General features: G+C 57.4%; 13 protein-coding genes and 1 riboswitch. Of the genes, 2 read left to right on the plus strand and 11 right to left on the minus strand.

Going from position 1 to position 12,463, the window contains the following annotated elements; genetic code table 11:
* Positions 1-44: 44 nt before the first annotated feature.
* Positions 45-746: a tRNA (guanosine(46)-N7)-methyltransferase TrmB gene (trmB, locus tag ACSQ13_RS10480; RefSeq protein ID WP_176249684.1), complete on the minus strand. Its 702-nt coding sequence runs from the start codon at positions 744-746 to the stop codon at positions 45-47.
* Positions 747-850: 104 nt separating this feature from the next.
* On the opposite strand from trmB, the gene ACSQ13_RS10485 reads away from it, so the two are divergent.
* Positions 851-1,585 (plus strand): response regulator, encoded by a 735-nt coding sequence (locus tag ACSQ13_RS10485; RefSeq protein ID WP_176249685.1) that lies wholly within the window; start codon positions 851-853, stop codon positions 1,583-1,585.
* 135 nt (positions 1,586-1,720) lie between these two features.
* Here ACSQ13_RS10485 and metK read toward each other — a convergent pair whose 3' ends face one another.
* The 8 genes from metK to miaB form a co-directional block, all read right to left on the minus strand.
* Positions 1,721-2,905 (minus strand): methionine adenosyltransferase, encoded by a 1,185-nt coding sequence (gene metK / locus ACSQ13_RS10490; protein WP_373028610.1) that lies wholly within the window; start codon positions 2,903-2,905, stop codon positions 1,721-1,723.
* 4 nt (positions 2,906-2,909) lie between these two features.
* Positions 2,910-2,957, minus strand: a riboswitch (SAM-SAH riboswitch).
* A gap of 8 nt (positions 2,958-2,965) precedes the next feature.
* A complete protein-coding gene (gene lnt, locus ACSQ13_RS10495; protein WP_176249687.1) occupies positions 2,966-4,483 on the minus strand; it encodes an apolipoprotein N-acyltransferase in 1,518 nt (505 codons plus the stop codon).
* Positions 4,483-5,388, minus strand: coding sequence for a CBS domain-containing protein (locus ACSQ13_RS10500; RefSeq protein WP_176249688.1), 906 nt, complete (start codon positions 5,386-5,388; stop codon positions 4,483-4,485). The genes lnt and ACSQ13_RS10500 overlap by 1 nt, the downstream gene beginning before the upstream one ends.
* Before the next feature lie 19 nt (positions 5,389-5,407).
* Positions 5,408-5,932, minus strand: coding sequence for an rRNA maturation RNase YbeY (gene ybeY, locus ACSQ13_RS10505; protein WP_176249689.1), 525 nt, complete (start codon positions 5,930-5,932; stop codon positions 5,408-5,410).
* Between the two features lie 70 nt (positions 5,933-6,002).
* Positions 6,003-7,010, minus strand: coding sequence for a PhoH family protein (locus ACSQ13_RS10510; protein ID WP_176249690.1), 1,008 nt, complete (start codon positions 7,008-7,010; stop codon positions 6,003-6,005).
* 131 nt (positions 7,011-7,141) lie between these two features.
* Complete coding sequence (locus ACSQ13_RS10515; RefSeq protein ID WP_295509154.1) at positions 7,142-7,462, minus strand: hypothetical protein; 321 nt, start codon at positions 7,460-7,462, stop codon at positions 7,142-7,144.
* A 12-nt stretch (positions 7,463-7,474) separates the two neighbouring features.
* Positions 7,475-8,050: an OmpA family protein gene (locus tag ACSQ13_RS10520; RefSeq protein ID WP_176249692.1), complete on the minus strand. Its 576-nt coding sequence runs from the start codon at positions 8,048-8,050 to the stop codon at positions 7,475-7,477.
* Between the two features lie 228 nt (positions 8,051-8,278).
* Positions 8,279-9,598 (minus strand): tRNA (N6-isopentenyl adenosine(37)-C2)-methylthiotransferase MiaB, encoded by a 1,320-nt coding sequence (miaB, locus tag ACSQ13_RS10525; protein ID WP_295509158.1) that lies wholly within the window; start codon positions 9,596-9,598, stop codon positions 8,279-8,281.
* Between the two features lie 114 nt (positions 9,599-9,712).
* Between miaB and ACSQ13_RS10530 the strand changes: the two genes are divergently transcribed.
* Entirely contained in the window at positions 9,713-10,582 is an 870-nt protein-coding gene (locus ACSQ13_RS10530) for a hypothetical protein (RefSeq protein ID WP_295509160.1), read from the plus strand.
* Between the two features lie 288 nt (positions 10,583-10,870).
* On the opposite strand, the gene ACSQ13_RS10535 is transcribed toward ACSQ13_RS10530, so the two are convergent.
* Positions 10,871-11,434, minus strand: coding sequence for a hypothetical protein (locus ACSQ13_RS10535; protein ID WP_295509163.1), 564 nt, complete (start codon positions 11,432-11,434; stop codon positions 10,871-10,873).
* A 183-nt stretch (positions 11,435-11,617) separates the two neighbouring features.
* On the minus strand, positions 11,618-12,406 hold the full coding sequence (locus ACSQ13_RS10540) for a phytanoyl-CoA dioxygenase family protein (protein WP_295509165.1): 789 nt from the start codon (positions 12,404-12,406) through the stop codon (positions 11,618-11,620).
* Between the last annotated feature and the right edge of the window lie 57 nt (positions 12,407-12,463).

Genomic DNA, 12,463 nt, shown 5'->3' on the forward strand with positions numbered 1-12,463 from the left:
ATATCCATGGGGGTCCGGGGGCAATCAGCCCCCGTCACACGCCGTCAACGTTTGCGAAACGTCAGATAATGGGGCACGCGGCCTTCGCGCAGGGCCTTTTGCTCGTATCGGGTGGAAATCCAGTCATCCCACGGCTCTTTCCAATCGCCAGGGCGCTCGGCCAGCCATTCAAAACCGTGGCGCGGCACCTGCTCCAGCGTCTGGCGCACATAATCCTCGATATCTGTCGCCACGCGAAAGATTGCGCCGGGTTTCAGCACCCGCACCAAGGGCTCCAGATGCTCTGGTGTGACAAAGCGGCGCCGGTGATGGCGGGTCTTGGGCCAGGGGTCGGGATACAGCAGAAATGCGCGGTCGATCGACGCTTCGGGCAGGACATCAAAGATATCGCGCGCATCGCCCGGATGGATCGCCACGTTGTCGACACCGGCACGGCGGATCTTGCCCAACAGCATCGCAACACCGTTGATATACGGCTCGCAACCGATGATGCCCACATCGGGGTTTTGCGCGGCCTGATGCACCATATGCTCACCGCCACCAAAGCCGATTTCCAGCCAGACGGGTTTGCCGCCGAACAGCCCCGGCAGATCCAGCGGTGTGCGCGACGGGTTGGCCTCCCAATCAACAGGACCGGGGGAGAGCGCATCAAGGTCTTCCTCAATATAGCCCTTCTGGCTTTGCTTGAGGGATTTGCCTTTGAGGCGACCATAAAAATTTCGGCGGGGGCGTATAGGATCTGTCATGCGGATGCCTTTAGCCTGACACCTGCGCCAGCGCAACGGGTCGCTTTAATCAGACATTAAGCCGAAGATGTAAGGGTTGGGCGATCAGACGCAATTCAGGCCAGATGACCATGCTGCAAAACAAGACAAATACCGGAACGCTACCGACCAAGTCCCGTGCGTTGGTGTTGGACGACGAACGTTTTGACCGCCACCGCATTGCCCGACTGTGTTCCGGGCTCAAGACCCGCTTTGATGTGTCCGATGTCACCTCCTTGAGCGAATTGTCAGAGATACTCGAGACCGACAGCTTTGATCTGATCTTTGTCGATTACAGCCTGCCTGACGGCACCGGGCTTGAGGCGTTGGAACTGATCCGCCTTTCGCCGCGCAACTGCACCGCCGCGACGATCCTGATCACCGGCATCGCGCGCGAAGATATCGCAATTGCCGCAATGGATGCCGGATGCAGCGACTATATCCCCAAAGAAGCCCTGACCAAGGAAGCGTTCAAACGGGCAGTCTCGAACGCTTTGTACCAGTCCGGCGGGGCCTTGCCTGTTGCCGATGGCGCGCAGCACGACGCCTTGCGCCATTTTGCCCGTGACTGCGCGATGGATCTAAAACCGATGGTCAGCAGGATGATGCGCCAGATCAGGGACCTTCGTGATGGTCGCACCCCCCAACCTGCCGCCCACACCGAACCGCTGGAAATGACCTGCAATCAGATCTGGGATTACCTTGTTGCCTTGCAAGAACAGGAAGGGCACCCGACCCTGCGCGCTGCCGAATTCAAGGCCGCCTCGCTCCAGACAGACAAAATCGCAAAACCGCCCTCGCCTTTCCGGCCTCTTTCCTAGGCCGCCAAGCGGGCGGGCGGTGAACGGCCCGTTACCTGTAATTCAAACGAAAAACGGACCCCCGGCACTGCCGAAGGTCCGTCAAATTGTTTTCAATTCAGCAGCAGATCGAATGCCGCCGACGCGCTAGAAAGATTAAAGCGCCGCTTTCAATGCATCAACCAGATCGGTTTTTTCCCAGCTGAACCCACCATCAGCTTCAGGTGCCCGACCAAAGTGGCCATAGGCCGCCGTGCGCTCGTAGATCGGCTTGTTCAGTTGCAGATGCTCGCGGATGCCGCGTGGGGTCAGGTCGATGATCTTGCCGATGGCGCGTTCAATCGCTGAATCCGCCACATCCGCATCACCGCCAAAGGTGTCGCAATAGATCGACAACGGCTTGGACACACCAATCGCATAGCTCAGCTGGATCGTGCATTTTTCAGCCAGACCCGCAGCAACCACGTTCTTTGCCAGATAGCGCGCAACATAGGCCGCCGAACGGTCAACCTTTGTCGGATCTTTGCCCGAAAACGCGCCGCCGCCATGAGGGGCCGCACCGCCGTAGGTGTCGACGATGATCTTGCGCCCGGTCAGGCCCGCGTCGCCATCAGGGCCGCCGATGACGAATGTGCCTGTGGGGTTCACCCACCATTCGGTGTCGGCCGTGATCCAGCCTTCGGGCAGGACTTCGGTGATGTAGGGCTCGACGATATCGCGGATATCGGCGCTTGTCTGGCTCTCGTATGCGTGCTGTGTCGACAGCACGATCGACGACACGCCAACCGGTTTGCCGTCTTCATAGCGCACGGACAGCTGGCTTTTTGCGTCAGGGCGCAGCGTCGGCTCCGTGCCGTCTTTGCGCACTTCGGCCAGACGGCGCAGGATCGCGTGGGCATAATGGACCGGGGCCGGCATCAGCTCGGGCGTTTCGTTTGTGGCGAAACCGAACATGATGCCCTGATCGCCAGCGCCTTCTTCTTTGTCGCTGGACGCGTCAACACCCTGCGCGATATGCGCGGATTGTTCGTGCAGCAGGTTGGTGATTTCACATGTCGCGTGGTGAAATTTTTCCTGCTCGTAACCGATGTCCTTGATGCAGGCGCGGGCAATGTCTTCGATCTTGCCCATATATTCGCTAAGTTTTTCCTGATCAGACAGGCCGACCTCACCGCCAATGACAACCCGGTTGGTTGTTGCGAAGGTTTCAGCGGCAACGCGCGCTTCGGGTTCTTCAGTCAGAAATGCGTCCAAAACGGCGTCCGAAATACGGTCGCAAACTTTGTCAGGATGGCCTTCGGAAACGGATTCCGAAGTAAAGATATAGTTTTTCCGGGACATGTAGTGCTCCAATAGATTTCTTAGCCACGTCAGGAAGCCGTTGTGGCCGGTGAATAGGGCTTAACTTTGACGATACTGTGCGTCAAATGGTAACTTGCGAAAATGCCTTCTAAGTGATCCCGCCAATCCGATCAGCAGCACCAGCAAGAACGGCCATTCGCCAAAGCGGCTGTACAGGGTCGGGCTGTTGGGTTCCGGCAGACGCGCATCCAGAAACCCCGCCGTATTCAACGCAAGACTGGCATTTATCCGCCCCAAAGGGTCGATCATCGCCGACACGCCGGTGTTTGCCACACGCGCCATCGGAAGCCCCTGTTCGATGGCGCGCATACGGGCCTGGGCCAGATGCTGCAACGGCCCCTGCCCTGCCCCGAACCATGCGTCGTTTGTCAGTTGCATCAAGAATGCCGGGCGCTGCGGGCTGGCGTTCACGTCGCGGGCAAAGACCGCCTCGTAACAAATCAGTGGCAGCGCCAACCCAAGGCGGCCCAGATCCATGACGGTCGCGCCGGGGCCCGAAGAATACCCGTTGCCCAATTGCGCGGCAAAGCTGCGGATGCCGATTTTCGCCAGCACATCCCCAAAGGGGATATATTCGCCAAAAGGCACCAGATGGTGCTTGTCATAGGTCTGCGTGACCTCGCCCTGCGGGTCCAGCAACACCGCCGAGTTGTAATATTGCAATCCCTCGCGCCGCTGGACCCCCAGGACAACAGGGGTATCGCCCGCGGCAAAGCTGATCTGGCTCAGCGCGCCATCGGCCAGATCCAGCGTCCACGGGATCGCGGTTTCGGCCCATAAGATCAAATCGGGTTTGGGGTTTCCCGCCGCAGGGGCTGCGCTGGTCTGGGCCAGTTGCCGCTCAAAGAACAGCGGCATTTTGGCGATGTCCCATTTGTCTTTTTGGGCAGCGTTGGGCTGGACCAACCTGACGGTCGTGTCGCTGAGCGGCGACGGGCCTGCGCTGAATGGCACCACAAGTGCGGCCAAGACCACCAGCCTGCCGCCCCAAAGCACGATCCGGTTTTTCAAAACACCCTGCGCCGCGCGGGTGAAAAGAACCGCAGCGGCAACCAGCGCAAGGGTCATGCCGTAAGGGCCGACAAAGGCCAGACCTTGACCGGGCCAGATGTCCACCAGACCCTGACTGAACATGCCCCAGGGAAAGCCCGTGAACAGATAGCCCCGCACCATTTCGGCAGCGGGCAGGCAAAAGATCAACGGCCAGGACCGGGGCGACAGCCAACGCGCCACCCCGAAAGCCAGCCCCCAAAACAACGCCAGCCCGCAACACATCGCCACCAGCGCAAAAGGGGCCATCCAGGCATAACGCTCAGGATCGACCATGAACGGCGACAGCAACCACAACCAGCCATGCAGGAAATAGCCCGACGCGAACCCCCAGCCAATTGCAGCGGCCTGCCACGGGTGCTGGCTGCGGTCGAACAATTCAAGCGAGACAACGAACCCGAGGAACAAAAGAACAGGGATGTCATAGGGGGCCTGTCCGAATGCCGCCACAGCCCCTGCCAATATGGCCAGTGCAAAGCGCAGCCAAGCCGCCGATTTTGGAGACATTACACCGATCCGGCCACGCGCACCCTCAGGCGCTTGATGCTGCGCGGGTCGGCATCAATGACTTCGAATTCGTGGCCATCGGGATGCACGACGATTTCGCCACGCGCCGGAACACGCCCCGAGAGCATGAACACAAGCCCGCCCAGCGTATCGATTTCTTCCTCGTCGACATCATCGTGATCGGTAAGCGAATGGCCGATCTCGGCTTCGAAATCCACCAGCGGGGTCTTGGCAAGGGCGATATAGCAGCCCGGTTTTTCGAGGGTCCAGTATTTGCCCTCGTCGACGTCATGTTCGTCTTCGATCTCGCCGATGACCTGTTCGATCAGGTCTTCGATGGTGACCAGCCCGTCAACGCCGCCATATTCATCAATGACCAGCGCCATGTGACGCCGTTCAGCCTGCATCTTGGTCAGCAAAACACCGATCGTCATCGAGGGCGGTACAAACACCAGCGGACGCAACATCGACACAAGATCGAAATCCTCCGTCTTGGCGTTGAACCCATAGGTCAAAGCAAGGTCTTTGAGATGCGCCATACCGACCGGGGTATCAAGGGTGCCGTCATAGACAGGCAAACGGGTCAGGCCGCTTTCCTTGAAGACCGCAACCAGTTCATCCATGGTCGAGGTGACAGGCACCGCCGTGATTTCCGCCTTGGGGATCGCAACATCGTCAACCCGCATACGACGCAGGTTCATCATGCCCCGCGTCGACAACGGGTCGGCCTGCGGGGATACTGTCTCGTTCTCCTCGGTGACCTCTGATGCGCTGAGCGCCCCCATCACGCGGGAAAAGAAACCGCCTGATTTAGGGGTGTCTTCTTCAACGATTTCCATGCTGTCAAATTCGTCCGCAAGCCGCGCGCTCTGCGCCGCCTCAGATGATCCGTCTGTATCGCCCATCGGGTCCCGTCTTTGTTGGTTAGGCAAGCGAACCGCTTGCGTTTTCCTTATATGGGTCATCTATGCCCAATTTGCCAAGTATTTCGACTTCGATACGTTCCATAAGCGTTGCATCCGCGTCACGCTCGTGGTCGTAGCCCAAAAGATGCAGCAATCCGTGCACCATCAAATGCGAAACATGATCTGCCATTGATTTGCCTGCGGTCTCGGCTTCTGCTGCGCAGGTGTCAAAGGAAATAGCGATATCGCCCAATTCCAATACGCCGTCAAACTCAGGCTCGACCGGCAGCGGCATGCCGCCGTCGGCTTCGGCACCGCGTTCCTCGGAAGGCCAGCTGAGCACATTTGTCGGCTGCGGCTTGCCGCGGAAATCCGCGTTCAAATCGGCAATGCGTGTGTCATCACAGGCCAGAATGGATACCTCGGCCAGGTCCGGATCAAGGGAGAGATGCGTCAGGCTGGCCGTGATCGCGCGCGTGGCGAGGGCTTCGAGACCCAGATCCTGCCAGCGTGGATCTTCCATGGCGATGTCGAGCGCGTTCATGAGCAAAGGACCGGGGGCCAGCCCCCGGACCCCCGGAGTTTAATTGGCAAAATGAAATACAGGACGGGCATCAGCTGTGACCGGTATCTGCTTCGTAAGCTTCGATAATCGCAGCAACCAAGGGGTGGCGGACCACGTCTTTGGAGGTGAAATAGTTGAAGCTGATTTTGGGGATCGTTTTGAGCAGACGTTCCGCATCTTGCAAGCCCGAGGGCACGCCGCGCGGCAAGTCGATCTGTGTGCGGTCCCCGGTGATCACCATCCGCGAGCCTTCGCCCAGGCGGGTGAGGAACATCTTCATCTGCATGGAGGTCGCGTTCTGGGCTTCGTCCAGCACGACAAAGGCATTCGACAGGGTACGTCCGCGCATGAAAGCAAGCGGGGCGATTTCGATCTTTTTATCCTCGAGCAGTTTGGCCAGCTGTTTGCCCGGAAGGAAGTCGTTCAGCGCGTCATAGAGCGGCTGCATATAGGGATCGACCTTGTCCTTCATGTCGCCGGGAAGGTAGCCCAGTTTTTCACCGGCTTCGACCGCAGGCCGCGACAGGATGATCTTGTCGACATGGCCGCCGATGAACATCGACACGCCCACCGCAACGGCCAGATAGGTTTTGCCGGTGCCTGCCGGCCCGATACCAAAGGCCAGTTCATTGTCGAAAAGGGATTGAACATAGGCCTTTTGCGCGGCGGTGCGGGGTTCGACGCGTTTCTTGCGGGTCTTGATTTCGATACCGCCCAGGATTGGCATTTCGATCTGATCGCCCGCGCGCACACCGGTTCCGGCGGCGGAATCCCCCATGCGCAGCAAGCTGTCCACATCCGCCGGTTCAACCGTGCGCCCCCCTTCGAGGCGGGCATAGAGCGCATTCAGGACGGTTTCGGCGCGCGCTGCCGCATCATCGTCACCGATGATCGAAAGCTGGTTGCCACGGCGCACGATCTGCACGCCGAGCACCTTTTCGATCGATGCAAGATGCACGTCATAGGCACCGCAAAGATCAATGAGCAGCCGGTTGTCTTGGAATTCCAGCAGGCGCGCGCTGTTGGAAGGAAGGGTGTTGGTATCGCTGAGCGTCAATGCCTGATCCTATTTCGAACTGTCTGTTTTACTATATGGGGTTCCAAGACGGCTTGAGTACCCCGCCGCGAGACAAAAAAGGCCGGAGCGTAAAACGCCCCGGCCCGAGATGGTTTATCTGCAAGCCACTATCAGTTCGGATCCCGAACGTTTGACCCGCCTTTGAAGTCGCCCGCAGTATGGGTCGGTTCGGCCACGCCGGAGCAAACTGGCTTGCCATATTTATCCAGACGCTGGCTCAGGTAGCCTTCGACGCCGTCGTCGATGATCCAGTGGTCGCATCCGTTCGGATCAACCCAGATCCCGGCCTGCAACTGGCTGAGGTGCTTTTTGTCAAAGCCGCGGTCCATCGTCTTATCAGCAGTATAGCCACCACCGATACCTTCGAGATCGGCACATGCGGTCAAGCCAAAGGCGCAGGTTGTGACCAATAAGATTTTTGTTTTAAACACTGTTCTGTCCCCTTAGCGAATGCAGATGATTTCGACACGGCGGTTCTGGGCCATGCCGGCGGCCGACCCGTTTGGTGCAGCGGGCATACGTTCGCCATATCCGCGTACATCTGCGATCCGCGCGCCGGTTTGTGCGGCAACAGCAGCAACGGCATTCGCACGGTTGATCGACAGGCGCATGTTGTATTCATCAGATGCGCGGCTGTCTGTGTGGCCGCTGATGATATAGGAAATCGCACCCGTTGATTTAAAGAACTGCGCCAGACGTTGCTTGCCCTGCGCGTGGATGCGGTAGCTGTCTGTTGCAAAGAACTGGTCGGTGTTCATCACACCGCAGACGTTGCCACGGCGGCACACCGGAATGCCCTGACGGCTTACGTTAGGTGTCATATACCCTTCGGCACCATCATCCATGACCCAGTGTTCGCACCCGTCGGGGTCAACCCAGATCGTCGGAATATACTGTCCCTTGTCGCGTCCACCTTGTGATTTTGTTTGTGCATCAGCAGCAGATGCTTGGAAAACGAATGTTGCGGCAATAATTATCCCCGCAAACAGGCGCAGACCTTTGGAAATTCTGTTCAACACAGCCCTCGTCCTTTTTTTAATCCCCCGCAAAAGAAACCAGAACTGCGCAGCGCAGCAGGGTCCCCCGCAATATATAGTCAGATTAGGAGGTAAACGAGGGTCTGTGAAGCACGAAAACCGCGGTATTTACTATATTGTGGCCATACTTAGGCAATTATGGGGCGATTGCGTTACAATCTAGGCTTTGTGAATCAGATTAAACGCTGCTGCGGCAACAATCAAAGGGATTTAAAGCTCCACCGCTGTCAAAGAGTTGGTTTTGGCACCAACGATTCTAACGCGGGCCACTTCGCCGACTTTCGCGGTGGCGTTGTCAATATGGACCGAATGCAGATATTCCGATTTGCCGACCATCTGCCCCGCCTCGCGCCCGGCCTTTTCGACCAGAACCGACAGGTCGCGCCCGACCATTGCGTTTTGAATGCTGCGTTGCTGGTCGGTGATCAGCGCCTGCAACCGTTGCAGACGCGCGTCCGCCACGGCCGTATCAACCAGTTCACGTTCTGCGGCCGGCGTGCCCGGACGGGTCGAGTATTTGAACGAATAGGCGTAGCCGTATTTGACCTCGCGGACCAAATCCATCGTGGCCTCGAAATCGGCGTCCGTTTCTTCGGGGAAGCCCACGATAAAATCACCCGACATCACGATATCGGGGCGGGCATCACGGATGCGTTCAATCAGACGCAGATAGCTGTCGGCGGTGTGGCTGCGGTTCATCCGTTTTAGAATGCGGTCCGACCCCGACTGCACTGGCAAGTGCAGATAGGGCATCAGCTTGTCGACCTCGCCATGGGCGGCGATCAACGCATCGTCCATGTCATTGGGGTGGCTGGTGGTATAGCGGATGCGTTCCAGCCCGTCGATCTTGGCCAACTCGCGGATCAGGCGGGCCAGCGTGTAATCCGCCCCCTCGGAACCGGCACCGTGATAGGCGTTTACGTTCTGGCCCAGCAAGGTCACTTCGCGCACGCCGTTTTCGACCAGTTCGCGCGCCTCGGTCAGCACGCGGCTGGCGGGGCGGGATACTTCGGCACCACGGGTATAGGGCACCACGCAGAAGGCGCAGAATTTGTCGCAGCCTTCCTGAACGGTCAGAAACGCCGATGGCGCACGGGCCGCTTTGCCCCGGCCTTTCATCTTTTCGAATTTGTCTTCTTCGGGGAAATCTGTGTCCAGCGCGGTCTTGCCTTCGCGCACGCGGGCCTCCATCGCGGGCAGACGGTGATAGGATTGCGGCCCCACCACCAGATCGACCGCAGGCTGGCGGCGCATGATTTCGGCCCCTTCGGCCTGCGCGACACAGCCCGTCACACCGATTTTCAGATCAGGGTTCAACGCCTTGAGCGGCTTTAGACGCCCAAGTTCGGAATACACTTTTTCCGCGGCTTTTTCGCGGATGTGGCAGGTATTGAGCAAGATCATATCGGCGTCATCCGCCGTCTTTGTCTCGATATAGGTATCACCCAGGGCCTCGGCCATGCGTTCACTGTCATAGACGTTCATCTGGCAACCATAGGTCTTGATGAACAGCTTTTTTGGCGCGGTCATGGCGTGGTCCGTTGTTGTAATATGCAAAAACGCGGTCTAGCAGCGCCAGCGTTCTCTTGCAATGCGTGGCGATTTGGCGGATTTAGATACTGTCGCACAAACACACAGGCCCCAATGCACTATCGCAGCCTTGATCATTTTCTGACCGACGGGAACGACGCGCTGGCCAAAGGGCCCATCGCCATGATTCTGGTCGAAGACGATGTCGAAATCGACACGACATTGCGCCATCACCATCAACTGGGTTTTACCAAGGTGATCGCGTTCATGCCCAAAGAATTCGATCTTCCGCGCGATGTCGATGAATTGCTGATCCGTGTCGACTACAACTTGTTCGAACCAAACGCGATGGAGACGGTCATCAACCGCGTGATCGAGGCCGCCGAGGGGCAGTGGCTCTATTTCTGCTACAACGCGGAATACCTGTTCTATCCGTTCTGCGAGACCCGCAATGTTGTCGAAATGCTCGCCTTTCATACCGAAGAACGCCGCGATTCCATGTTGTCTTATGTGGTTGATCTCTATGCCGACGACCTGACCGAAGTCCCTGACGCCGTGTCGCTGGAAACCGCGCATCTGGACCGGTCAGGCTATTACGCGCTGGCCCGCCCCGATGGCACACCGGCAAACCACCCCAAAGAACGCCAGCTGGATTTCTTTGGCGGGTTGCGCTGGCGCTTCGAAGAACACGTGCCCGCCGCGCGCCGCAAGATCGACCGCATTTCGATCTTCCGCGCCAAACCCGGCCTGAAAATCCGCGCCGACCACACGTTCAACGACGAGGAATACAACACCTATTCCTGCCCGTGGCACCACAATATCACATCAGCCGTTTGTTCCTTTCGCACCGCCAAGGCGCTGAAAAAGAACCCTGGCAGCAAGTTCGAGATCAAAACATTCAAATGGCACAACTCCGCCCCGTTTGAATGGCATTCACGCCAGTTGCTGGATTTGGGACTGATTGAACCGGGGCAATGGTTTTAGGCGGTGATTTTTGGTGGGTGAGAGATTATGTGGGCTAAAGGTGAGAGTGCTCAATGTCCGGTTTGAGCCCAACGTGATTGATGCTGTGTGGTGCACAAAGGTCCGCTATCAAGAGCGAGTTGAAAACCTTCAGCAACTACGCAGATTTTGGTTGGAGCTGTTTATGCCTGTTCCCAAAAGGATGACTTTTGGAAAGCATTTGATCGGTAGCTGTTCGAGCCTTGCTCGTTTTTGAGTAATTTGGTCAACGAACTCAGACACATTTTTGCAGGCGCTCGGTAGCGAAGCTTAAAGTTGGCTCAATTTTTCGACCTCATCTCGCCAAGCTTTTAAATGGGGCAGGACTGATTGCAGTCTTATGTTTTCTGTTTTTTCGACAAGCGCGGCCAAAACAACCGAGCAAATGTAATCATCCCCAAACCTACCAAAATTTTTCAGACGCGCGACGTTACTCTTGGATTTACAACCTTCAGGCCATGAAATATTGACTCGGCTCATCCCATCAGAATCTGGAGCGTCAATCGCGACGGCCCCTTTCCACCATTCAGCGTCATGTTTCCAATAATTTGCAGCACACCAAACAACCCATGCGAAGGACACATTTCCGGCCAATTTCGGCCCCGCATCAAGTGCTTTCGCTTGCTCAACTTTAAAAAAACAAAACGTCTCTGTCATGTATTTTTCGACAGCGGCAAGGCCAGCACCCATGAAGTACTCGCCAGAGTCAAAATAGCCATCCCCTTCGGGATCTTTCGATTCTGCTATTTTTGCGGATATAGCCGCGATCTCCGCATCAAGAACTTCCAGATGCCTCCGCAAATAATAAATGAAAAGATCGATGTTATCCGTCACGAACAACTCCTAAATTGGTAATCTGAAAAGTTATGCCGTTTTCCCAAATTGGATCTCCTGCACGCAGGCAACGCAATCGGTCTTTTTGCACACACCTTGCAAAAAGACATTATCTTTTGAACGCTTCGCCAAACCGGATATTGATGGACGGGCGGCGAAAGCTCACTCTGTCCGCCCCCCCCTTCACCCGATCAACATCGGAAACCAATCTTCCCTCAGTTTTTGCCCCTGCACCATTTCATGCCCCGGAAAGGGCGGCGAAGTCGGACCGGGCCGTTGGGTATAGGTAGCGTCATCGCCCAGCAGCCGCAGCGAAAAGGCACGTCTGCGCGCCGTCGACCGGTTGCCGCGCGCGCCGTGCAGGATGCCATAGTTGAATGCCACCGCATCCCCCGGCTCCATCGTCCATTCGCGGATATCCATCCCTTCGGCATCGGGATCGGGCACCGGCATGTAAGGCGCGGGGTCGAAAAACGCATCGCCCTTGACCCAGCGTGTCGGCAGCACCGGTTTTTCCCACAAATGCGATCCGGCCACACAGCGCAGCGTGGCATCGGTCACCGGATCAAGCGGCGACCAAAAGCTGACGTTCTGCTGCCCTTCGACGAAATAATAGGGGCCGTCCTGATGCCAAGGGGTGGCCATCGATGTGCCCGGTTCCTTGACCAGCACGTGGTCGTGAAACAGTTGTACCGACCGGCTTTGCATCAGATCAGCCGCCACCTGTGCGGCAGCAGACCCACGAATGACCTGCGCAAATTCGGGGATACGGTCCCAATTGCAGTAATCGTCGAAAAAGCGCCCCGTCTCGCCTGGCTTGTCGTTGTTCGACGCATAAGGGCCGGGGTTTTCCATGTTGCGCGCGATGCCTGCACGCAAGGCATCCACATGATCTGCAAATAAACCTTTTACCAGCACCACGCCGTCGCGCTGGTACGTGTCAATCTGGTCTTGGGTAAGAAGGGGGTGCATAGGGGCGCTCGCTGCTGTTTGGCCCAAGCCTATGCAACGCGCCAGCACCCGTCCAGC

This window comes from Sulfitobacter sp. SH22, from assembly GCF_965641905.1.
In the GTDB taxonomy this organism is placed as follows: Bacteria; Pseudomonadota; Alphaproteobacteria; order Rhodobacterales; family Rhodobacteraceae; genus Sulfitobacter.

What these genes read in the sequence shown, in the direction of transcription:
- trmB (WP_176249684.1), bottom strand. Translation starts at nt 746, where the DNA reads ATGACAGATCCTATACGCCCCCGCCGAAATTTTTATGGTCGCCTCAAA.
- ACSQ13_RS10485 (WP_176249685.1), top strand. Translation starts at nt 851, where the DNA reads ATGACCATGCTGCAAAACAAGACAAATACCGGAACGCTACCGACCAAG.
- metK (WP_373028610.1), bottom strand. Translation starts at nt 2,905, where the DNA reads ATGTCCCGGAAAAACTATATCTTTACTTCGGAATCCGTTTCCGAAGGC.
- lnt (WP_176249687.1), bottom strand. Translation starts at nt 4,483, where the DNA reads ATGTCTCCAAAATCGGCGGCTTGGCTGCGCTTTGCACTGGCCATATTG.
- ACSQ13_RS10500 (WP_176249688.1), bottom strand. Translation starts at nt 5,388, where the DNA reads ATGGGCGATACAGACGGATCATCTGAGGCGGCGCAGAGCGCGCGGCTT.
- ybeY (WP_176249689.1), bottom strand. Translation starts at nt 5,932, where the DNA reads ATGAACGCGCTCGACATCGCCATGGAAGATCCACGCTGGCAGGATCTG.
- miaB (WP_295509158.1), bottom strand. Translation starts at nt 9,598, where the DNA reads ATGACCGCGCCAAAAAAGCTGTTCATCAAGACCTATGGTTGCCAGATG.
- ACSQ13_RS10530 (WP_295509160.1), top strand. Translation starts at nt 9,713, where the DNA reads ATGCACTATCGCAGCCTTGATCATTTTCTGACCGACGGGAACGACGCG.
- ACSQ13_RS10540 (WP_295509165.1), bottom strand. Translation starts at nt 12,406, where the DNA reads ATGCACCCCCTTCTTACCCAAGACCAGATTGACACGTACCAGCGCGAC.